We start from the raw sequence: 21,142 nt of genomic DNA on the forward strand, positions 1-21,142 counted from the left end.
CTGCGAGAGGCGCACATCATGGTCACTCACGTTCCGGCGGAAAACCACGGCGACGAGCGCGGCGCGCTCCTGAGCTTCGTCGAGGCGCAGCGCGGAGCCATCCGGCGCTCCGTCATCGGTCTCACCGAGGAACAGGCGGCGAGCCGCCCCAGTGCCAGCGAGCTGTCGCTGTCGGGGCTGCTCAAGCATGTGGCCGAGTGCGAGCTCGACTGGCTCCGGATGGCACAGCAGCAGCCCAACGAGCGCGAGCGCACCGAGGACACCTGGGCGGACGGGTTCCGGCTCACCGAGGACGAGTCGATCCCGGGTGTGCTGGCCCTCTGGGAGGGGGTGGCCAAGGAGACCGAGGAGCTCATCCGCTCGGTGCCGAGCCTGGACGACACCTTCCCGCTGCCGGCCATGCCGTGGTTCCCGAAGGACGGGCGCGTCTCGATGCGCTGGATGATGCTGCACCTCATCGAGGAGATCGGACGGCACGCGGGGCACGCGGACATCGTGCGGGAGTCGCTCGACGGCAAGAACTCGTTCGAGCTGGTCGCGGCGGAGAGCGGCAGGAGCTGGGGGTAGGACCCGCGGGCCGCCCGGAGCAGGCCCGCCGGAAGCAGGCCCGTCGGGAGCAGGACCCGCAGCCCGCCGGGCCGGTCCGCTCGACATGTGCCAGGGGTGGCCCTGCCACACGCTGTAGGCATGACCAACGATGCGCCCGAGGCGTTCATCCCGACCCCCGTCGTCGTCCTCCCCGTCGTGCCTCACGATCCGCCGTTCCGGTTGGTGGAGATCAACGGGGAGGTGGCGGGGACCGCCTACGACATGCTGGACGTGATCAAGCTGGCCCACGGCGCCGGGCTGTCCCGTATCGACCTCGACGATCCCGCGGATGTGCGGTGGGTCGGAGGCGGCAAGTACAAGTGGGTGCCCTGAGCACAGCGGACTCTCCCGGAACGCCCGGGGAGAACGACCGTACTCTGGTCGAGATCGAGCAGGAAGGGTACGGATGTCGGCGATCCGGCTGCTGGTGCTCGGGGCCGTGCGGCAGCACGGACGGGCACACGGCTATCAGGTACGCAACGACCTCGAGTACTGGGGCGCGCACGAGTGGTCGAACGCCAAGCCCGGGTCGATCTATCACGCGCTCAAGCAGATGGCGAAACAGGGCCTGCTGCACGCGCACGAGATCGCCCCGTCGACGGCCGGCGGCCCCCCGCGCACCGAGTACGAGATCACCGAGAACGGCACCGCGGAGTACTTCACGCTGCTGCGCGAGGCGCTGACATCCCACGACCAGAAGACGGACATGCTCTCCGCGGGCATCGGCTTCATCGTCGACCTGGAGCGCGGCGAAGCCGTGGAGCTGCTCAGGGCGAGGGTGCGCGGTCTCGAGGAGTGGCGGGCGTCGGTGACCGGGTACTACCTGCCCGAGGAGGGGCCCGGGCAGCTCGGTCACATCGGCGAGATCATGAACATGTGGCTCCACTCCGCCGACGGCGGGGCGGAGTGGACGCGGGGCCTGATCGAGCGGATCGAGGGCGGGGCGTACACCTTCGCGGGGGAGGGTGAGCCGTTCCTGGGTGTGCTCGCACCGGGGGAGGAGAACCCGTACGCGACGGGCATCCCCCACGCGGGGGACCACTCCTGATCACGCCGGGCCCGTGGCCCGCGGAAGTCTCGCGCCCCCGCGGGCCACGGGCCCGGCAGGACCAGGACGAAGTGCTACGGGATGGCCCTCAGTGATGGAAGCCGGTCGCCGCCGCCTTGTCCTTGTCCATCGGGCCGCTCTGCGCCCGCAGTTCCGGAAGGATCCGCTCCAGGTCCTCCACCAGCAGCGCCGCCAGATCCGCCGAGAAGCCGTTGCGGCAGACGAAGCGCAGCACCGACAGGTCCTCCCGGTTCGGCGGGAAGGTGTACGCGGGCACCAGCCAGCCCTGCTCCCGCAGCCTCCGGGACACGTCGAACACGTCGTAGTTCGTGACGCCCGGTGCCGTGGTGACGGCGAACACCGGCAGCTGGTCCCCCCGGGTGAGGAGGTGGAAGTCGCCCAGCGCCTCGACCTTCCGGGCCAGGGTCTGTGCCACGTCGCGGGTCGTCTGCTGCACGGCCCGGAAGCCCTCGCGGCCCAGCCGCAGGAAGGTGTAGTACTGCGCCACCACCTGCGCCCCGGGCCGGGAGAAGTTCAGCGCGAACGTCGGCATGTCGCCGCCCAGGTAGTTGACCCGGAAGACCAGTTCCTCGGGCAGATCCTCCGGTGAGCGCCACAGGGCCCACCCGACACCCGGGTACACCAGCCCGTACTTGTGTCCGGACGTGTTGATCGACGCCACCCTCGGCAGCCGGAAGTCCCAGACCAGGGCCTCGTCCACGAACGGGGCGACCATCGCCCCTGACGCTCCGTCCACATGGACCGGGATGTCCAGGCCCTTGCGCTCCTTCAGGGCGTCCAGGGCCTCGCAGACCTCCTTGACCGGCTCGTACGACCCGTCGAAGGTGGAGCCGAGTACCGCGACCACGCCGATGGTGTTCTCGTCGCACAGCTCGGCCGCGGCCTGCGGGTCGAGATGGAAGCGGTCGCCCTCCATCGGCACCAGCCGCGGTTCCACCTCCCAGAAGTTGCAGAACTTGTCCCAGCAGACCTGGACGTTGACGCCCATGACGAGATTGGGCCGGGCGCCGGGGCCGGGGTAGCGGTCGGCGTTGCGCTTCGACCACCGCCGCTTGAGGGCCATCCCGGCGAGCATGCAGGCCTCGCTCGATCCGGTCGTCGAGCAGCCGACCGTCGTCGAGGGGTCCGGCGCGTGCCAGAGGTCGGCGAGCATCGCCACGCAGCGCCGCTCCAGTTCGGCCGTCCGCGGGTACTCGTCCTTGTCGATCATGTTCTTGTCGCGGCACTCCGCCATCAGCTTCCCGGCCTCGGGCTCCATCCAGGTCGTGACGAAGGTGGCCAGGTTCAGGCGTGAGTTGCCGTCGAGCATCAGCTCGTCGTGGACCAGCTGATAGGCCGTCATGGGCGGCATGGCCCCGTCCGGGAGCTGGTGCTTCGGTGGGGCCAGGGTCATCGACCCCGTCGGATCGGCCTCGCCGTAGAACGGGTTGAGCGAGAGCCTGCGCCGCTCCTGGCTCTCCTCGCGACCCGTGCCGCCCTTGTGCAGTGGTGCCATGTCCGATCGCCTTTCAACGAAGTGGGGTGCCGTCGTCGTGGAGCTGCATCTGCGGGCGTCCCGTCACCAGGAGCCAGGCCGGCAGCACGGCGACGCACAGCAGCGGGAACACATGGGGGTCGGCGGCGAGGATCGCCGCGGTGAACAGGCTCAGCCAGCCCTGCCGGGTCACCGCCAGCAGGATGCCCAGTACGGCGCACGCCACCCCGAGCGTCGGATGCACCGCGGGCACGAGGGCGCTGACGCCCAGTCCGAGCGCCACGCCGATGAACACCGACGGGAAGATGCGTCCGCCGCGGAAGCCGCACGCCGCCGCGGTGGTGAGGGCGGCGAGCTTGACCAGCGTCATCAGCGCGAACTGCCCCGGCGTCCACCCCGAGGGGTCGGCTGCCAGGACCTTCATCTCCGACAGGCCCTTGAACAGCGTCAGACTTCCGCCGAGCGTTCCCAGCAGTCCGAGCACCAGCCCACCGGCGGTGATCATGAGCACGGGATGCCGGAGCCTGTGGAAGACCGCGTGGACGTAGGGGAACGCGTACACGGCCGCCATGCCGAGCAACGCGCCCAGACAGGACACCAGCAGCGCGGCCGGCACGTCCCCCCAGCGCGAGCCGGACAGCTCGGGCAGGGCGAGATCGAACGTCGGGTGTGCGATCAGCACGGTGGTCAGGGACCCGGCGCCGCCCGCGATGAGCGGCGCGAACAGCTTGTCCCACAGTGCGCCGGGGCCCGGCCGCGCGGCCAGGCTCTCGGTGAGGATCAGCGCGGCGGCGACGGGCGTGCCGAACAGCGCGCCGATCGTCCCCGCGGCCCCGAGCGCCGCCCACAGGTCGGCGGACGTGCCCCGCATCGCCAGGCGGCCCAGCCAGGCGGCGAGTGCGATGTTCGCGGCCGTGATGGGGTTCTCCGGGCCGAGGCTGACCCCGCCGGCGAGCCCGAGCACGGCGGTGAGCAGCAGTCCGGGCACCACCGGGGCCCGCATCGGCGGATCGACGAGTCCCACGGTCGCCGGATCCGGTCCGGCGTGCCCGTGCACCTTCCACACCACGAGTCCGACCACCAGACCCGTGGCGGTCAGCACGGTGATCATCCAGAGCGCCGAGTACGAGCCGATGCCGAGCGCGTGCGGTACCACCGTCCACAGGAGCTGCTTCAGCTGCTCCGAGAGCGCCGTCACGGCGAGCAGCAGCAGACTCGAACCGACGCCGACGGCCAACGCGGGAACGATCAGCGGCAGCAGCGCACGCGCCGGGGTGGCCGGCGGGGCGTGGGCGGTCGTCGTCACGGCCTCACCATAACGGCGATAACCGAACAAATTGGGGCGAATTGCCTGGCGGGACAGGACTTGAACCTGACGTGGCGTGACACCACCGCGACGAGGTCGGGCTGCGCTCAGGCCCGGGGGGCGATGACCACCGCGGTGCCGTAGGCGCACACCTCCGTGCCCACGTCCGCCGCCTCGGTGACATCGAAGCGGAACATCAGCACCGCGTTGGCTCCCCGCGCCCGCGCCTGCTCCACCAGCCGTTCCATGGCCTGGTTGCGGGTCTGGACGAGGGTCTTCGTCAGCCCCTTCAGCTCGCCGCCGATCATCGACTTGAGGCCGGCGCCGATCTGGCTGCCCAGATGCCGTGAGCGCACGGTCAGGCCGAAGACCTCGCCGATCACCTGCTGTACGTCGTGTCCCGGAACGTCGTTCGTTGTGACGACCAGCACATCCGAGTGCGAGGTCTGCCCGCCGCCGTAATCATCGATGCCCATGAGGCACAGCTTGGTTGCCGTCCGTTCACCCCGCATCCGGAGAGAGCCGGTGGAACCCGCCGTCACCCGGATGCGTTGATAGCTTTGGGCAGCCGACACGCCGGTCCTGGCCGTTGCGTGCCCGCCGACCGACCATTCACACAACAGGAGCCCGGACCTCGTGAACACCCTTGCGCTCGGACCGAGCTGGCTGGACCCCGACTACCTGATCACCACGTTCGGCCTGATCGGTGTACTGGTCATCGTCTTCGCCGAGTCCGGCCTGCTCATCGGGTTCTTCCTGCCGGGTGACTCCCTGCTGTTCACGACCGGTCTGCTGGTCACCACGGGCAAGATCGACATGCCGCTCTGGGCGGTCTGCACCCTCGTCGTACTCGCCGCGATCATCGGCGACCAGGTCGGCTATCTCTTCGGCCGCAAGGTCGGCCCCGCCCTCTTCAAGCGCCCGGACTCCCGGCTGTTCAAGCAGGAGAACGTGGAGAAGGCGCACGAGTTCTTCGAGAAGTACGGCCCGAAGTCGCTGATCCTGGCCCGCTTCGTGCCCATCGTGCGGACGTTCACGCCGATCATCGCCGGTGTCAGCCGGATGAACTACCGCTCGTTCATCACCTTCAACATCATCGGTGGTGTCCTGTGGGGCGCGGGCGTGACGCTGCTCGGCGCCGCGCTCGGCAAGGTCGAGTTCGTCCACAAGAACATCGAGGCGATACTCATCGCGATCGTCCTCATCTCCGTGGTTCCCATCGCCATCGAGTTCCTGCGCGCGCGCTCCAAGAGCAAGAAGGAAGCCGCGGCGGGCGGTGCGGAAGGTCCGGCGGGTCTGCCGGGAACCGGCCAGAGCGCGCCGCGCGGCCGGCACGCCAAGCGCTGAGCCGGGAGCGCCGAGCCGCGAGCCGGTGAACCTATCCAGTCACGGCCCTTAGGTCCTGTCCGGGCGATCTTTGAGGATCAGCCCGCGGCGTCAGATGCGGTGCATCGCAAGGCGGTGGGGGTACCCCCGGCCGGAGGCTGGGGGAGATCGCTCTCGTACTGGGCGTACTCGGGCGACTCCGACAACGTAGCGAGGTGCCGTAGCTGTCGTCGCAGGCCCGAGAAGATCGCCCGGACAGGACCTAGAAGCCGCGCGTCCGCTTGGCCGCGCGGCGCCGGCCCGCCGCCGCCGGGCTGCGCAGGAACAGCCGGGCCGTCTCACCCCCGAGGTTCACCCCGATCGCGATGGCCAGGGCCAGGGCCGCCGCCCGCGCCAGCGAGGCGAAGCCCTGGTCCATGTTGTTCTGCGCGATGTACAGCACGCCGAAGTAGGTGGCGCTACCGGGCAGCAGCGGGCCGATCGCCGCCGTCACATACGGCAGCGACGATGTGTGCTGCATACGCGCGAGAAGCTGCCCGAACAGACCCACGAGCCCGGCCGCCACGGCCGTCGCCATCACCGACGAGCCCCCCGCCGTCAGCGCGATGGCCGCGTAGACCACCCAGGCCACCCCGCCGTTCACCGCGGCGATCAGCACCGTCGACCGGTCCTGCTGCAGCAGCACGGCGAAGGTCAGACACAGCACCATCGAGGCCAGGATCTGCACCACCGGCCGCTCGGCCAGGCCCAGCCTGCCCTCCGGGTTGAGGTTCGCCTCGAACTGGACGCCCACGTACAGCACCGTGAGCACCCCGACGACGATCGCCACGAAGAAGTACGCGACCTCCAGCAGCCGGGCCGACGCCGTGATGTAGAAGCCGGTCAGCCCGTCCTGCACCGCCGCCACCAGCGCTCGCCCCGGGATCAGCGCGAACAGCCCACCGGTGATCACGGCGTACGGCTGCAGATCGGCGTGGAGCGCGCTGAGGGTGACGCCGATCGCGGCGGGTGGCATCGCCGCCGCCGCGAACTGGTAGAACTCCGGCAGCCCGCGCCCCGCGCACAACCACGCCAGCCGGTCACCCAGCATCGCCCCGACCGCCGCCGCCAGGAACACCAGCGCATTACCGCCCACCAGCACGGACGCCGCCCCGGCCAGCACACCCGCCGCGGTCGTGAGCACCCAGCCGGGGTACGGGTGGCGGTTGCGCCGGATCTCCGCGAGCCGCCGGTAGGCCTCGTCCAGCTTGATGTCCTGGTCCTCGGCGCTGATGTCCGCGACGAGCTGGTAGACGGCGGACAGCCGGGTGTAGTCGGGGACCCGCCGCCGCACGGTCCGGTTCGCCGTCACCGGGTCGTCGACCAGCGACGGCAGATACGTGATCGACAGCAGGGTGAAGGTGACGTTGGGCTCGCAGTGGTCGAGTCCGTACGAGCTGGAGATGGCGAGCATCGCGGCCTCGACGTCCTCGGCGCCCTCGCCGCCCGCGAGCAGCAACTCGCCGATGCGCAGGGTCAGGTCGAGCACGCGCGGCACGGCGGGCCCCGCCTCGTCGTGCCGCTGCACCGGCTCAGGGGCCGGCCGCTCGCTCACCGGCATCCGCAGCATCGCGCGCATCCGGTCCTGCCACGGCGCGTCCCTGGACAGCTGGACCACCGGGATGCCATGGGCCGGGGTGAAGACCGGCGGCGCCTCGCGCGCGCGGTACGCCGACGGCAGGGAGAAGGCGGAACCCTCCGGCTGCGCCGGGGACTCCGGAAGCAGGCCCTCCGGGACGGCGAACTCCGAGGTCGGATGGTCCTCCTCGGGCGGCCCGGGCTGCTCCACCCCCTCGGGCGGGGCGAAGGCGCTGTGTGCTTCGTCCGACTGCGGTTTGCGGTCCTCCGCAGGACCTCCCGACTCCGCCAACGCTCTCCGTCTCCTTCCCCTACCGCCGGCGCCTGTGTGCGGCCAGTATGCGACGGGCGGTGCACCCCGTGTGGGGTGCACCGCCCGTCAAGGCTGCGGGGCGCGCGTCAGTGCGCGCCGCCCTGCGCCTCGAGGCGCTTGAAGGAGGCCTCGATCTCGGCCTCGGCCTCGGCGCGGCCGACCCAGTTCGCGCCCTCGACGCTCTTGCCCGGCTCCAGGTCCTTGTAGACCTCGAAGAAGTGCTGGATCTCCAGGCGGTCGAACTCGGAGACGTGGTGGATGTCCCGCAGGTGCTCCACACGCGGGTCGGACGCGGGGACGCACAGCAGCTTGTCGTCGCCGCCGGCCTCGTCCGTCATACGGAACATGCCGATGGCGCGGCACTTGATCAGACAGCCGGGGAAGGTCGGCTCGTCCAGGATGACCAGGGCGTCCAGCGGGTCGCCGTCCTCGCCGAGGGTGTTCTCGACGAAGCCGTAGTCGGCGGGGTAGCTGGTCGAGGTGAAGAGACGACGGTCCAGGCGGATCCGGCCGGTCTCGTGGTCCACCTCGTACTTGTTCCGCGACCCCTTCGGGATCTCGATGGTGACGTCGAACTCCACGGGTGGCACTCCTCCATGATCAACACAAATGTCGGTGACGCTGCGACTCCCCGTGAAGTGGACCGCCCTCGGGCTCCGGCCGGACGGGCCCGGTGCTGGACGGGGTGCCATGCTCGCGGCAAGACGCAGTGATTAAGTGTCCCCTACGCAGGTGGGTGATCGCGAAAGGGGCTGGTCAAGGGTGCCCGACCGCAGAACGTGGCAGCTCAGGGCAGGTGCGCCCGTGCAGACCCGGCAGTTCACGGCCGCCGCGGCCGTGGTCGGCCTCGCCGTGGCGGCCGTGGCGGTGACCGCGGCCGGCCCCTGGGACTCGGGTCAGCGTACGGCCGAGCGCGACCGGGCCGCCGCCCTGAGCCGCACAGGTGGCGCACATCACCGGGCACCCGCGGCCGCCGCACCCAGCAGGCCCGCGCCCGCGCCCAGCGCTCCCGGTGTGCTGTCCGCACCCCGTCCGCCCGCGATGCCACCCGCGCCCGTCGGCCCCGCGATCACACCGTTCATGACGGACCCGGGGCTCGGCCCGGTCCTCACGGCGTCCGTGGTCGACCTCGCCACCGGCAAGCAGCTGTACGGGAAGGACGCGGGCGCCCCGATGACCCCCGCCTCCACCATCAAGATCGCCACCGCGGTCGCCGTCCTCGCCGCCAAGGGGCCCACCCACCGCATCGCGACGACGGTCGTCGCCACCCCCGACTTCCGCCGGATCACCCTGGTCGGCGGCGGAGACCCCACGCTGGACCGGGCCAGGCTCGGCACGCTCGCCGCCGGCACCGCACGTGTCCTGCGCGAGCACGGGGTCAGCACGGTGCGGCTGACCTACGACACCTCGCTCTACCGGGGCCCCGACCTGCACCCCATCGGCCCCAACGACAACATCGCGCCGGTGACCCCTCTGATGGTCGACGAGGGCCGGCTCGACCGTTCCACCATGGGCCCGGCGCCGCGCGCCGAGGACCCGGCCCACGACGCCGCGTCCGCCTTCGTCGGTCTGCTCGCCGCGCGCGGCATCAACACCGAGGCCGGTCCGGACCGCGGCCGTCGCCCCGCCAAGGCCGTCCCGGTCGCGAAAACGCTCTCGGCGCCCCTGTCCGCGCTCGTCGAGCGGATGCTCACCGTCAGCGACAACGACATCGCCGAAGCACTGGCCCGCCAGACGGCCCTCGCAGCCGGCCGCGAGGCGAGCTTCGCCGGCGCCCAGGCCGCCGTCACCGGACGGCTCAAGAGCCTGAAGCTCCCCGTCGCGGGTGCCCGGTTCGCCGACGGCAGCGGGCTGAACCGGACCGACAAGGTCTCCGCGGCCCTGCTCACCGCCCTGCTCGCCCGAGCCGCCGACCCCGCCCGGCCCGAACTCAGGCCCGTTCTCACCGGCCTGCCCGTCGCGGGCTTCACCGGCACCCTCACCGAGCGCTCCGAGGCCCGCACCGCCGGCCTCGTCCGCGCCAAGACCGGCAGCCTCACCGGAGTGGACACCCTCGCCGGCACAGCGGTCTCATCCGACGGGCGTCTGCTCGCGTTCGCGTTCATGGCGGGGAACACCCCGGCCTACGGCGCAGGCCGACCGGCGCTGGACCGGATGGCGTCGGCACTGATCCCCTGATCTCCTGATGCCCTGATCTCCTGATGCCCTGATCCCGGCCCGAGGGCGCGGGCCGTGCCCCGGCGCACAGCCCGTGCGCCTGCGTTCAGCCTGCCTTCCGCCCGCCCGGGGCCCCACCGCGAGCCCGTGGCGCCCAACCCGCTGGCAGAGGGCCGCCGACCACGTACGGTTGACGCATGACGAGCATCGGTGGTGCCGCTTCTCCTGGGATGGTCGACTGGAACCTCGCGGTGGCGACCGCGACCCGCCTCGTGCGGCCGGGACCCGAGGTCAGCCGGGACGAGGCACGCGCCGTCGTCGCCGAGCTGCGCCGGCACGCCAAGGCCTCCGAGGAGCACGTCCGCGCATTCACCAGGATGATCCCCGACGGCCACGAGCCCGAGGACACCCCCGTCCTCGTCGTGGACCGGCCCGGCTGGGTGAGGGCGAACGTCGCGGGCTTCCGCGAGCTGCTGAAGCCCCTTCTGGACAAGCTGCAGGCGCGCCGCTCGGCGACGCCGGGCGGCTCCGTACTCGGTGCCGTCGGCGGCAAGGTCACCGGCGTCGAGCTGGGCATGCTGCTGTCGTTCCTCGCCTCCCGCGTGCTCGGCCAGTACGAGACCTTCGCCCCCGTCACCCGCGAGCTGCCAGGAGCCCCGGGCAGCAACGGCCGGCTCCTCCTCGTCGCGCCGAACATCGTGCACGTCGAACGCGAAATGGACGTCGCCCCGCACGACTTCAGGCTCTGGGTCTGCCTCCACGAGGAGACCCACCGCACCCAGTTCACCGCCGTGCCCTGGCTGCGCGACCACCTCGAGGGCGAGATCCAGGCGTTCCTCGCCGAGACGGACATCGACCCGATGACCGTGCTGGAGCGGCTGCGCGAGGCCGCCCAGTCGCTCGCCGGGGGACGTCCCGAGGGCGAGGAGGAAGAGGGCCGTTCCCTCGTGGAGATCGTGCAGACGCCGGAGCAGCGCGAGATCCTCGGGCGGCTCACCGCCGTGATGTCCCTTCTGGAAGGTCACGCCGATTTCGTGATGGACGGCGTGGGCCCCCAGGTCGTGCCGTCCGTCGGCGAGATCCGGGAGAAGTTCCAGGCCCGCCGTGCCCGCGGGGCCTCCCGGCTCGACCTCGCACTGCGCAAACTGCTGGGGCTCGACGCCAAGCTGCGTCAGTACCGCGACGGCGAACGGTTCGTCCGGGCCGTCGTCGACGAGGCCGGCATGGACGGGTTCAACCGGGTCTGGACGTCGCCGAACACCCTCCCCACCAAGGCGGAGATCGCCAAACCGGCGGACTGGGTCGCACGGGTGCACCGCAAGGCAGACTGAGACACGCCGGGCGACCGGCGGCAGAAGGGCGCCTCCGTAATCACCCATCCGAGGGACCGTAGCTCATGGGTAGGCGTGCAATGCTCGGGGAACGGCCCGGTTCTGTCACCATCGACGCACTCTGAGTGACGGATCTCCACCGTCCCGACTCCGACCGAGGCACCCCCCCAACTTCACGAAGGGCACCGGACATGGGTCCCCATCCTGCGGTCGCGGCGATACGCCTGGCGGTTCGCCGCGTACTCCACGACGTACTCAACGAAATGAGCGAGCTCCCGCACGCCACCGTCGGCCGCGGCCGCGGCCGCACCGGGCAACTGGCGACGGCCGAGCCGCCGCTCGTCATGGTCGCCTGCTCCGGCGGAGCCGACTCCATGGCCCTCGCCTCGGCCCTCGCCTTCGAGGCCCGCAAACTGTCCGTCCGCGCCGGCGGCATCACCGTGGACCACGGCCTCCAGGCCGGATCGGGCCTGCGCGCCGCCGAGGTCGCCGCCCGTCTCACCGCCATGGGCCTCGACCCCGTCGAGGCGATCGCCGTCAGCGTCGGCCGCGCGGGCGGTCCCGAGGCCGCAGCCCGCGACGCCCGCTACGCCGCGCTGGACGAGGCCGCGGAGCGCCTCGGCGCCTCCGCCGTACTCCTCGGACACACCCGTGACGACCAGGCAGAGACGGTCCTGCTGGGTCTCGCCCGGGGCTCCGGCATCCGCTCGCTCTCCGGTATGGCCGCCGTGTCCCCCTCCGGCCGCTACCGCCGCCCCTTCCTGCAGCTCGACCGGCAGACGGCCCGAAAGGCCTGCCTCGTGCAGCAGCTGCCGGTCTGGGACGACCCGATGAACGCCGACCCGGCGTACACCCGCTCGCGGCTGCGCCACGAGGGCCTTCCCGCCCTCGAAAAAGCCCTCGGCAAGGGCGTCGTGGAGGCGCTGGCCCGCACGGCCCAGCTCTCCCGTGACGACGCCGACGCCCTGGACGCCTGGGCCGCCGACGTCGACGCCTCCGTACGGGACGAGGCCGGATTGCTCGACTGCGCGAAGCTGTACGGACTGCCCCCCGCGGTGCGCCGCCGAGTGCTCAGAAGGGCACTGGTCGCAGCCGGTTCACCTGCGGGTTCGCTGTTCGCCCGGCATGTCGAGGAGGTCGAGCGGCTGATCACCGGCTGGCGCGGGCAGGGGATCATCAACCTGCCCGGCCGCGTCGAGGCCCGCCGGCAGGGTGGCAGACTGGTCATCCGGCAGGGCTGAGCCGGCAGCAAGAGCCGGACGGCCGACAGGCCGGTATGCCGGGACGCCGACACGGCAGGCAGCGACAGAAAGCGACGCGGGTGAACGAGAAGGACATGGGCGCCGATCTCAAATCGGTCCTCATCACCAAGGAAGAGATCGACGCGAAGCTGGCCGAGCTGGCCGCGAAGATCGATGCGGAGTACGCGGGCAAGGACCTGCTCATCGTCGGGGTCCTCAAGGGCGCCGTGATGGTGATGGCGGACCTGGCGCGTGCGCTGTCCACCCCCGTCACGATGGACTGGATGGCCGTGTCCTCGTACGGCGCGGGCACCCAGTCCTCCGGTGTGGTCCGCATCCTCAAGGACCTGGACACCGACATCAAGGGCAGGCACGTCCTGATCGTCGAGGACATCATCGACTCCGGACTGACCCTGTCCTGGCTGCTGTCGAACCTCGGCTCCCGTGAGCCGGCGTCCCTCGAGGTCTGCACCCTGCTACGCAAGCCCGACGCGGCCAAGGTCGCCATCGACGTGAAGTGGATCGGTTTCGACATCCCGAACGAGTTCGTCGTCGGATACGGTCTGGACTACGCCGAGAAGTACCGCAACCTGCCGTTCGTGGGGACCCTCGCACCGCAGGTCTACGGCGGCTGACGGCGACCGCAGGCGGCATGGGAACCCGTGCCGCCTTCCCGCCGTTGGAGCATGGGAAGGCGGTCACTGGTGACAATGCTGGGGTACCGTCCGAAGAACAGTCTTTTCAGTTGAGTCTCATAGCAGCATTTACCTACGGGCAGGAGGGACGGAGCGACACCGCTCCGTATGGATGGACGTGAAGCGATACTTCCGTGGGCCGGTCATGTGGATCGTGCTGGCCGTCCTCGCCGTGGTCGTGCTGATGCAGGTCGTCGGCTCGTCGGGCGGCTACAAGACGGTGGACACCGGCAAGGTTGTCCAGGCGATCAACAAGAACCAGGTCGAGCAGGCCAAGCTGACCACCGGCGATGAGCAGATCATCAAGATCGAGCTGAAGGACGGCCAGAAGGTCGACGGCAGCGACAAGGTCCAGGCGAGTTACATCGGCGACCAGGGTGTCGCCCTCGCCCAGACCCTGCAGCAGAAGTACGACGCGGGCGAGATCAAGAACGGCTACACCGTCTCGCCGGAGCGGCAGAGCCCGTTCCTGTCGGTGCTGCTCTCGCTGCTGCCCTTCGTGCTGATCGTCGTCGTCTTCCTGTTCCTGATGAACCAGATGCAGGGCGGCGGCTCCCGGGTGATGAACTTCGGGAAGTCCAAGGCCAAGCTCATCACCAAGGACACGCCGAAGACGACTTTCTCCGACGTCGCCGGATCCGACGAGGCCGTCGAGGAACTCCACGAGATCAAGGAGTTCCTGCAGGAGCCGGCCAAGTTCCAGGCCGTCGGCGCCAAGATCCCCAAGGGTGTGCTGCTGTACGGCCCGCCCGGTACGGGCAAGACACTGCTCGCGCGCGCCGTCGCGGGCGAGGCGGGCGTCCCGTTCTACTCGATCTCCGGTTCCGACTTCGTCGAGATGTTCGTCGGTGTCGGTGCCTCCCGAGTGCGTGACCTCTTCGAGCAGGCCAAGGCGAACGCCCCGGCCATCGTCTTCGTCGACGAGATCGACGCCGTCGGCCGGCACCGCGGCGCGGGCCTCGGCGGCGGGCACGACGAGCGCGAGCAGACCCTGAACCAGCTCCTCGTCGAGATGGACGGCTTCGACGTGAAGGGCGGCGTCATCCTGATCGCCGCCACCAACCGGCCCGACATCCTCGACCCGGCGCTGCTGCGTCCCGGCCGCTTCGACCGGCAGATCGCCGTCGACCGCCCCGACATGCAGGGCCGTCTGGAGATCCTCAAGGTCCACCAGAAGGGCAAGCCGGTCGCCCAGGACGTCGACCTGTCGGCCGTCGCCCGCCGCACCCCCGGCTTCACCGGTGCCGATCTGTCCAATGTGCTGAACGAGGCCGCCCTGCTGACGGCCCGCAGCGACAGGAAGCTGATCGACAACCAGATGCTGGACGAGGCGATCGACCGCGTCGTGGCGGGCCCGCAGAAGCGGACCCGGATCATGTCCGACAAGGAGAAGAAGATCACCGCGTACCACGAGGGCGGACACGCCCTGGTCGCGGCGGCTTCGCCGAACTCCGACCCGGTCCACAAGATCACGATCCTGTCCCGCGGCCGGGCCCTCGGCTACACGATGGTGCTCCCGGACGAGGACAAGTACTCGACCACGCGCAACGAGATGCTCGACCAGCTGGCGTACATGCTGGGCGGCCGGGCGGCCGAGGAGCTCGTCTTCCACGACCCCACCACGGGCGCGGCGAACGACATCGAGAAGGCCACGACCACGGCCCGCGCGATGGTCACCCAGTACGGCATGACCGAGCGGCTCGGCGCGATCAAGTTCGGCGGCGACAACACGGAGCCGTTCCTCGGCCGCGAGATGGGGCACCAGCGCGACTACTCGGAAGAAGTCGCCGCGCTGGTCGACGAAGAGGTCAAGAAGCTCATCGAGACCGCGCACAACGAGGCGTGGGAGATTCTCGTCGAGAACCGCGACGTGCTCGACAACCTCGTCCTCGCGCTGCTGGAGAAGGAGACCCTCGGCAAGGAGGAGATCGCCGAGATCTTCGCCCCGATCGTGAAGCGCCCGGCCCGCCCGGCGTGGACCGGCTCCGCGCGGCGTACGCCGTCGACCCGCCCTCCGGTGCTCTCGCCGAAGGAACTGGCGCTGACGAACGGCGCGGCGAACGGGACCGGTGCCACCAGCGGCACGGTGACGGATGTCACGAAGACGGCAGCCGAGCCGGTCGTGGAGGACCGACCGGACGCCTGACCAGGCAGTTTTCCGGCGATGGGGAGTAATCCCCGGAATTCACGCCGCGCTCCCCGGGTTTTAGCCTGGGGAGTGCGGCGTTTTCACGTCGTGTCAGAGCGCAGTCAGGAACGAGGCACACATGACCGACCCGGTGACGCTGGACGGCGAGGGAACGATCGGCGAGTTCGACGAGAAGCGCGCCGAGAACGCCGTGCGGGAACTTCTCATCGCGGTCGGCGAGGACCCGGACCGCGAGGGGCTGCGGGAGACGCCGGGGCGGGTGGCCAGGGCGTACAAGGAGATATTCGCGGGCCTGTGGCAGCAGCCGGAGGACGTGCTCACGACGACGTTCGACCTCGGCCACGACGAAATGGTCCTCGTGAAGGACATCGAGGTCGTGAGCTGCTGCGAGCATCACCTGGTCCCCTTCAGGGGCGTGGCACACGTGGGCTACATCCCGTCGACCAGCGGCAAGATCACCGGCCTGTCCAAGCTGGCTCGTCTCGTGGATGTCTTCGCCCGGCGGCCGCAGGTGCAGGAGAGGCTGACGACGCAGATCGCCGACTCCCTGATGAAGATCCTCGAGCCGCGCGGAGTGATCGTCGTGATCGAGTGTGAGCACATGTGTATGTCCATGCGCGGTATCCGTAAGCCCGGTGCGAAGACGATCACGTCCGCTGTGCGGGGACAGCTGCGGGACGTGGCGACGCGCAACGAGGCGATGAGCCTCATCATGGCTCGTTGACGATGCGCCCGGCCGGGCGGCGCAATCGAGCGTCGGACGGTCAGGCCGCCGGGACCTGGCCCGGGCCGTTGTTGCCGTCTTCGCCGTCCTCCGGGAGCTTGCACACCCGCTCCAGGAAGATCGCCGCGGCGATGACCCCGATGCCCGCGAGGACGGCGAAGCCCGCGTAGATCGCCTGGTCGCGGCGGGCGGGGATGTCCAGGGAGCCGAGCAGGAAGACGCCCGTGCCGGCGTACATTCCGCTGACCAGTGCGGCGACCAGGGCGCTGGCCTGGCCGAAGACCACCGCGCGCGCCGCCATCAGCGGCTCCACGCCCTTGGCGCCGGGGCGGCGTTCACGCTGGGCGCGCAGCCGGGCGCGCAGCGAGAGTGCGGTGGCCGCGAGGACCACCGCGATCACCGCCAGGACGATCGGCGCGGCCAGCGGCACGCTCGGCAGTGTGCCGAACGCGTCCCACAGACGCGCGGCGGCCCAGGAGAGGACGCCCGCCACCACGAAGAGCCCGGCCAGTACCCCGAGCCGTAGTTGCTTCACCGTGTGTCCTTCGTGTTGGCGACCCTGCAGAGCCTAACGACTACTCGGGCAGACGGAGTTCCAGGTCGGCGCGTGCCACGACGCCCTCCTGGCCGAGGCCCGTCAGCAGCTCCGCGATCGCGCCGTGCCCCGGCAGCAGGGCCCCCGGCTCGACGTCGCTCCAGGGGGCGAGCACGAAGGCGCGCTCGTGGGCGCGGGGGTGCGGCAGGGTGAGGACGGGGTCGTCGGAGACCACTTCCGCGTACGACACGATGTCCACGTCGATCGTGCGCGGTCCCCAGCGCTCGTCGCGCACCCGGTCGTAGGCCTCCTCGATCGCATGGGCGCGCTCCAGCAGGGAGCTGGGCGGGAGGGTGGTCTTCACCACCACCACGGCGTTGAAGTAGGACGGCTGGGAGCCGGGGTCGACGCCCCACGGCTCGGTCTCGTACACCGGTGAGACCGCCTTCACCCGCACACCGGGGGTGTCCTCGAGGGCGTCGACGGCGCCCTGGATCGTCTCCAGCCGGTTGCCCAGGTTGGATCCGAGCGCGATGACGGCCCGCTTGGGATTGGAGAGAGTGATGTCCGCCGCGTCGACCTGCTCGACGACGGCGGCGGGCACCGGCTGCACAGTGGGGTCGCTCATGCTCGGCTCCGGGTGATCGTGACGGTCACGTCGTCGAACGGGACGGGAATCGGGGCGTCCGGCTTGTGTACGACGACCTCGACCTCTTGGACGCCCTCGTGCTTGAGGCAGCGCTGGGCGATCCGCTCCGCCAGCGTCTCGATCAGATCCACGGGCTCGCCCTGGACGACGTCGACGACCTCTTCCGCCACGACGCCGTAGTGCACGGTCTTCGTGAGGTCGTCGTCGGCCGCGGCGGGGCGCGTGTCGAGGCTGAGCACCAGGTCCACGATGAAGGTCTGGCCCTCTTCCCGTTCCCGGGGGAAGACACCGTGGTGCCCGCGGGCCCTGAGGCCGCGCAGCGCGACACGATCCACGCGAATCACTCCTGCTGTCATAGGTCTGGCGGGCCCCCGCCGCGTGCGGGCGGCGGTGGTGCGACGGTGCACAGCTCTGAATCTACCTGCGGGCTCCGACAGACCCTTCCCGCGGGGTTGTGGGCGGGAACGGCGGCGGACTGGTGGCGGTGCCTACCCCGTTCGTCCGCAATCAATCTCCCACCAGGGCACTTGTTGCCTCAGGAGGGGGAATCGCCGTCCTCTTCGTCCTCGGATTCGGCCAGAACGGGTGAACCGTGGTGTGACCAGATCCTCCAGCCGTCGGCTGTGCGGCGGAACACATTCGTCGCCACCACCAGCTGTCCGACGAGAGGCCCGAGTTCGCCCGCCTCCTCGGAGGGGCCGCCGCTGAGGATGTTCTCGGTGCAGGTGACGACGGCGGTGTCGCCGGCCACACTCACCCGTACGTCGGTGAGGAAGAACTGGATGTACTCGGTGTTGGCCATGATGAGCGCATAGGAGCGGAGCACCTCGCCGCGCCCCGAGAGCACGGGCCAGCCGGGGTGTACGCACGAGATGGCGGCTTCGCCGTCGCCGTCGCCGCTCCCGTCGAGCCAGAGCGTGGACATCTCCTCGAAATCGCCGCGCTCCATGGCCTCGTAGAAGGCGGTGTTGGCGGCCTCGACCTCTTCGACGTCCGTATGGGACGTGGCGTCGCTCACGAGGCTCCTTCGACGGCTCGTGCGACCCTCACCGCGTCCGCCGTGGCCCGTACCTCGTGGACGCGGACCGCCCAGGCGCCCTCGTGTGCGGCGATCGCCGAGACGGCGGCGGTGGCCGCGTCCCGTTCACGGGCGGGGGGCGGGGTGGCGGCGCCCCCGGCGAGCACATGGCCGAGGAATCGCTTGCGGGAGGCCGCGACCAGCAGCGGGCGGCCCAGGGCACGCAGATCGGCGAGGTGGGCGACGAGGGCGAGATCGTGGGGGGCGTGCTTGGCGAAGCCGAGACCGGGGTCGATCACGATCCGCTCGGCGTCGACACCGCCCGCGACCACCGCGTCCATGCGCGCGGAGAGCTCGGCGACGACCTCGGCGACGACGTCCTCGTACACCGCGCGGCTGTTCATGTCCTCGCTGAAGCCCCGCCAGTGCATCACCACGAAGGGCACGTCGGCGGCGGCGACGGCCGGGATCATCCCGGGGTCGGCGAGCCCGCCGGAGACGTCGTTGACCAGTACGGCGCCGGCCGCGACGGCCTGGGCGGCGACGGAGGCGCGCATGGTGTCGACGGAGACGGTGACGCCCTCGGACGCGAGGCCCCGGACGACGGGGACGACGCGCCGCAGCTCTTCTTCCTCGTCGACCCGGGTGGCACCGGGCCGGGTGGACTCGCCGCCGACGTCGACCAGATCGGCGCCCTGGGCGACCAGCTCGAGCCCGTGCTTGACCGCGGCGGTGGTGTCGAACCAGCGGCCTCCGTCGGAGAAGGAGTCCGGCGTCACATTGACGACCCCCATGACCGCACAGCGGTCCCACTCCGGCAGGCCGCTGACCTTGCCCCGTCCGCGCAACGACGTACTCATGCGTCCAGCCTAGTGCTGTGGCCGGATGGGTTTGCCGGGAAGCTCGCGGTGTCCTGTGCACCAGATCTCCCCAGGCCCGGGGGGCCGAGGGGAAGCGGTGCAAGGCGGTGGGGGTACCTCCGGCCGGAGGCTTGGGGGAGAGATGGCCTCCCGGGTCCGCAGGGGCGGGACGCCCCGGGTGGACGTCCTGGACGTCCAGCCCCGGGCCTGTGGCAGGCCCGGGGCGGTCACGGCGCTACGCCGCGCGGACCTCGTGGTCCCCGGCGGCAGGGGCGGCGGCCGGCCGGATGTGCGCACAGGGGCGTGCGGCCCGGGACTTGCCGCGCCGGAAGGGACGGGGCATGTTGAAGGTCACGAAGCCTTCGGCCTGCATGGCGGCGAAGCCGATGCGCGGGAGGTCGCGGGTGTTGCGGAAGACCACGAAGCGCGGCTCCCAGCGCGGCTGGAACTTGGCGTTGAACTTGTAGAGCGACTCGATCTGGAACCAGCGGGACAGGAAGACCAGCAGTCCGCGCCAGCCGCGCAGCACGGGGCCGGCGCCGAGCTTCTCACCGCGGGCGAGCGCGGAGCGGAACATCGCGAAGTTCAGCGAGACCCGGGCGATGTCGAGCTTGGGCGAGGCCTGCAGAGCGGCCACGATCAGGAGCTCGTTCATCCCGGGGTCGGCGGAGCGGTCGCGGCGCATCAGGTCCAGCGACATACCGTCCTCGCCCCACGGGACGAAGTGGAGGACGGCCTTCAGGTCGCCGTAGGGCGAGTCGGGGTCCTCCTTGTGGGCGGTGGCGACCACGCTGTCCCCGTCGGTCGGGTCGCCGATCCGGCCGAGCGCCATGGAGAAGCCGCGCTCGGTCTCGGTGCCGCGCCAGTCACCGGCGGCGCGGCGTATTCGCTCCAGCTCCCCGTCGGAGAGATCACGGACGCGACGGACACGGGTCTCGTACCCATTGCGTTCGATGCGCTTCACCATCTGGCGCACGTTGCGCATGGCGCGCCCGCTCAGCGAGAAATCCGCGACGTCCACCACCGCCTCGTCGCCGAGTTCGAGGGCGTCGAGGCCGGTCTCCCGGGTCCACACCTGGCCGCCGGTCTCGGAGCAGCCCATCACGGCCGGGGTCCAGGAGTGTGCCTTCGCCTCGTCCATGAAGCGTTCGATCGCCCCGGGCCAGGCCTCGACGTCACCGATCGGGTCGCCGCTCGCGAGCATCACGCCGGAGACGACGCGGTAGCAGACGGCGGCCTTGCCGCTGGGGGAGAAGACGACGCCCTTGTCACGGCGGAGCGCGAAGTGTCCGAGGGAGTCACGGCGGCCGTGCTGGGCGAGCAGCTCGCGCAGCCGGGCCTCGTCCTCCCCGGTGAGCCGCGCGGCGGGCTGCTCGGGGCGGAAGGCGAGGTAGATGGTGGTCACGGCGGTGATCAGGCCGAGCGCGCCCAGGGAGTAGCCGACGGTCCAGTCGACACCGCCCCGGTACTCGACCGGGCCCTCCACACCGAAGAGGCCGAACAGGACGTGCTCGAGCCGGTCGGTGAGGCCGGGGTTGCCGATGACCTTGTTGGGGTGCGCGCTGACGATGACCAGGCCGAGGCCGATCGAGCCGGCGCCCATCAGGACGAAGTTGGCGAGTGCCCGCCAGCGGCTGCTCGGGTCGGGCAGCGCGGCGAACTGGCCTCTGTGGCGTAGCAGCAGGGTGAGCAGCAGCAGCGAGAGCACCGCGCCGGTGATCGAGTTGCGGTACATGAACTGGGCGACCGCGCCGGCCGGCAGCAGGATGACGGCGGCGCGCCAAGCCCGCCGCTTGTTCCGCTTGAGGCCGTGTGCGAGCAGCAGGAGCAGCACGCCCGCGCTGAGCGAGAGCGCCGCGGCGAACGGCCCGAGCGCACCCGGGAGTACCTCGGCGAACGCGTGCATCCGGCTGTGCCTGAAGCGCGGAAACACGCCCGCGCCGATATCGATCAGGCCGATGAACGCGCAGGCCGTACCGATCAATGCGGGTACGGTTTCGGCGCGCGGTCCACTGAGGATCCGGCGTACCCGAACCGGAACCAACCCCGACTTATCCCCATCTACCGTGGCAGACATCGCTTCCCGTGAC

Annotated in this window: 21 protein-coding genes; 10 read left to right on the plus strand and 11 right to left on the minus strand. The window is 70.7% G+C overall.

All coding sequences use genetic code 11. From position 1 onward, the window contains the following. The first annotated feature begins 18 nt into the window (after positions 1-18). The 3 genes from ACTWOL_RS21065 (at position 19) to ACTWOL_RS21075 (ending at position 1,636) form a co-directional block, all read left to right on the plus strand. A complete protein-coding gene (locus ACTWOL_RS21065; RefSeq protein ID WP_474298311.1) occupies positions 19-567 on the plus strand; it encodes a DinB family protein in 549 nt (182 codons plus the stop codon). A 120-nt stretch (positions 568-687) separates the two neighbouring features. Next, positions 688-921 (plus strand): hypothetical protein, encoded by a 234-nt coding sequence (locus ACTWOL_RS21070; protein WP_474298312.1) that lies wholly within the window; start codon positions 688-690, stop codon positions 919-921. 73 nt (positions 922-994) lie between these two features. Further along, a complete protein-coding gene (locus tag ACTWOL_RS21075) occupies positions 995-1,636 on the plus strand; it encodes a PadR family transcriptional regulator (RefSeq protein ID WP_474298313.1) in 642 nt (213 codons plus the stop codon). An 88-nt stretch (positions 1,637-1,724) separates the two neighbouring features. On the opposite strand, the gene gad is transcribed toward ACTWOL_RS21075, so the two are convergent. The 3 genes from gad to ACTWOL_RS21090 form a co-directional block, all read right to left on the minus strand. Then, positions 1,725-3,152, minus strand: coding sequence for a glutamate decarboxylase (gene gad, locus ACTWOL_RS21080; protein WP_474298314.1), 1,428 nt, complete (start codon positions 3,150-3,152; stop codon positions 1,725-1,727). Positions 3,153-3,165: 13 nt separating this feature from the next. Next, a complete protein-coding gene (locus ACTWOL_RS21085) occupies positions 3,166-4,437 on the minus strand; it encodes an ion channel protein (RefSeq protein ID WP_474298315.1) in 1,272 nt (423 codons plus the stop codon). A 107-nt stretch (positions 4,438-4,544) separates the two neighbouring features. Then, on the minus strand, positions 4,545-4,913 hold the full coding sequence (locus ACTWOL_RS21090; protein ID WP_474298316.1) for a YbjQ family protein: 369 nt from the start codon (positions 4,911-4,913) through the stop codon (positions 4,545-4,547). Between the two features lie 160 nt (positions 4,914-5,073). On the opposite strand from ACTWOL_RS21090, the gene ACTWOL_RS21095 reads away from it, so the two are divergent. Then, positions 5,074-5,784 (plus strand): DedA family protein, encoded by a 711-nt coding sequence (locus ACTWOL_RS21095; RefSeq protein WP_474298317.1) that lies wholly within the window; start codon positions 5,074-5,076, stop codon positions 5,782-5,784. Between the two features lie 241 nt (positions 5,785-6,025). Here the strand turns inward: ACTWOL_RS21095 and ACTWOL_RS21100 are convergent, their stop codons facing one another. Together ACTWOL_RS21100 and ACTWOL_RS21105 are read right to left on the minus strand one after the other, a co-directional pair. Next, on the minus strand, positions 6,026-7,672 hold the full coding sequence (locus ACTWOL_RS21100; RefSeq protein WP_474298318.1) for a threonine/serine exporter family protein: 1,647 nt from the start codon (positions 7,670-7,672) through the stop codon (positions 6,026-6,028). A 107-nt stretch (positions 7,673-7,779) separates the two neighbouring features. Then, positions 7,780-8,274 (minus strand): inorganic diphosphatase, encoded by a 495-nt coding sequence (locus ACTWOL_RS21105; protein ID WP_017949744.1) that lies wholly within the window; start codon positions 8,272-8,274, stop codon positions 7,780-7,782. A gap of 223 nt (positions 8,275-8,497) precedes the next feature. Here ACTWOL_RS21105 and dacB point away from each other — a divergent pair, with 223 nt between their 5' ends. The 6 genes from dacB to folE all read left to right on the plus strand — a co-directional run bounded on the left by dacB (position 8,498) and on the right by folE (position 15,990). Then, positions 8,498-9,871 carry a D-alanyl-D-alanine carboxypeptidase/D-alanyl-D-alanine endopeptidase gene (dacB, locus tag ACTWOL_RS21110; protein WP_474298319.1) on the plus strand — a complete coding sequence of 458 codons (1,374 nt, stop codon included), beginning with the start codon at positions 8,498-8,500 and terminating at the stop codon, positions 9,869-9,871. A gap of 176 nt (positions 9,872-10,047) precedes the next feature. Further along, positions 10,048-11,181 (plus strand): zinc-dependent metalloprotease, encoded by a 1,134-nt coding sequence (locus ACTWOL_RS21115; protein ID WP_474298320.1) that lies wholly within the window; start codon positions 10,048-10,050, stop codon positions 11,179-11,181. Positions 11,182-11,372: 191 nt separating this feature from the next. Further along, positions 11,373-12,422: a tRNA lysidine(34) synthetase TilS gene (gene tilS, locus ACTWOL_RS21120; RefSeq protein WP_474298321.1), complete on the plus strand. Its 1,050-nt coding sequence runs from the start codon at positions 11,373-11,375 to the stop codon at positions 12,420-12,422. Between the two features lie 95 nt (positions 12,423-12,517). After that, positions 12,518-13,057, plus strand: a complete 540-nt coding sequence (gene hpt, locus ACTWOL_RS21125) for a hypoxanthine phosphoribosyltransferase (RefSeq protein WP_474301216.1) — start codon at positions 12,518-12,520, stop codon at positions 13,055-13,057. A gap of 172 nt (positions 13,058-13,229) precedes the next feature. Next, positions 13,230-15,263 (plus strand): ATP-dependent zinc metalloprotease FtsH, encoded by a 2,034-nt coding sequence (ftsH, locus tag ACTWOL_RS21130; RefSeq protein WP_474298322.1) that lies wholly within the window; start codon positions 13,230-13,232, stop codon positions 15,261-15,263. 121 nt (positions 15,264-15,384) lie between these two features. Then, on the plus strand, positions 15,385-15,990 hold the full coding sequence (gene folE / locus ACTWOL_RS21135; RefSeq protein WP_474298323.1) for a GTP cyclohydrolase I FolE: 606 nt from the start codon (positions 15,385-15,387) through the stop codon (positions 15,988-15,990). A gap of 40 nt (positions 15,991-16,030) precedes the next feature. Here the strand turns inward: folE and ACTWOL_RS21140 are convergent, their stop codons facing one another. From ACTWOL_RS21140 to ACTWOL_RS21165, 6 genes are all read right to left on the minus strand, one after another. Continuing rightward, positions 16,031-16,525: a DUF3180 domain-containing protein gene (locus ACTWOL_RS21140; RefSeq protein ID WP_474298324.1), complete on the minus strand. Its 495-nt coding sequence runs from the start codon at positions 16,523-16,525 to the stop codon at positions 16,031-16,033. Positions 16,526-16,565: 40 nt separating this feature from the next. Next, the gene (folK, locus tag ACTWOL_RS21145) at positions 16,566-17,153 is read right to left on the minus strand and encodes a 2-amino-4-hydroxy-6-hydroxymethyldihydropteridine diphosphokinase (RefSeq protein WP_474298325.1); all 588 of its coding nucleotides are present in this window, start codon (positions 17,151-17,153) and stop codon (positions 16,566-16,568) included. Then, a complete protein-coding gene (gene folB / locus ACTWOL_RS21150) occupies positions 17,150-17,509 on the minus strand; it encodes a dihydroneopterin aldolase (protein ID WP_474298326.1) in 360 nt (119 codons plus the stop codon). Before folB ends, folK begins: the two co-directional genes overlap by 4 nt. 200 nt (positions 17,510-17,709) lie before the next feature. Then, positions 17,710-18,192: a nuclear transport factor 2 family protein gene (locus ACTWOL_RS21155; protein WP_474298327.1), complete on the minus strand. Its 483-nt coding sequence runs from the start codon at positions 18,190-18,192 to the stop codon at positions 17,710-17,712. Then, the gene (folP, locus tag ACTWOL_RS21160; RefSeq protein ID WP_474301217.1) at positions 18,189-18,986 is read right to left on the minus strand and encodes a dihydropteroate synthase; all 798 of its coding nucleotides are present in this window, start codon (positions 18,984-18,986) and stop codon (positions 18,189-18,191) included. Before folP ends, ACTWOL_RS21155 begins: the two co-directional genes overlap by 4 nt. A 301-nt stretch (positions 18,987-19,287) precedes the next feature. After that, positions 19,288-21,129, minus strand: a complete 1,842-nt coding sequence (locus ACTWOL_RS21165) for a phosphatidylglycerol lysyltransferase domain-containing protein (RefSeq protein ID WP_474298328.1) — start codon at positions 21,127-21,129, stop codon at positions 19,288-19,290. Between the last annotated feature and the right edge of the window lie 13 nt (positions 21,130-21,142).

The organism is Micromonospora sp. IBHARD003 (assembly GCF_056106285.1).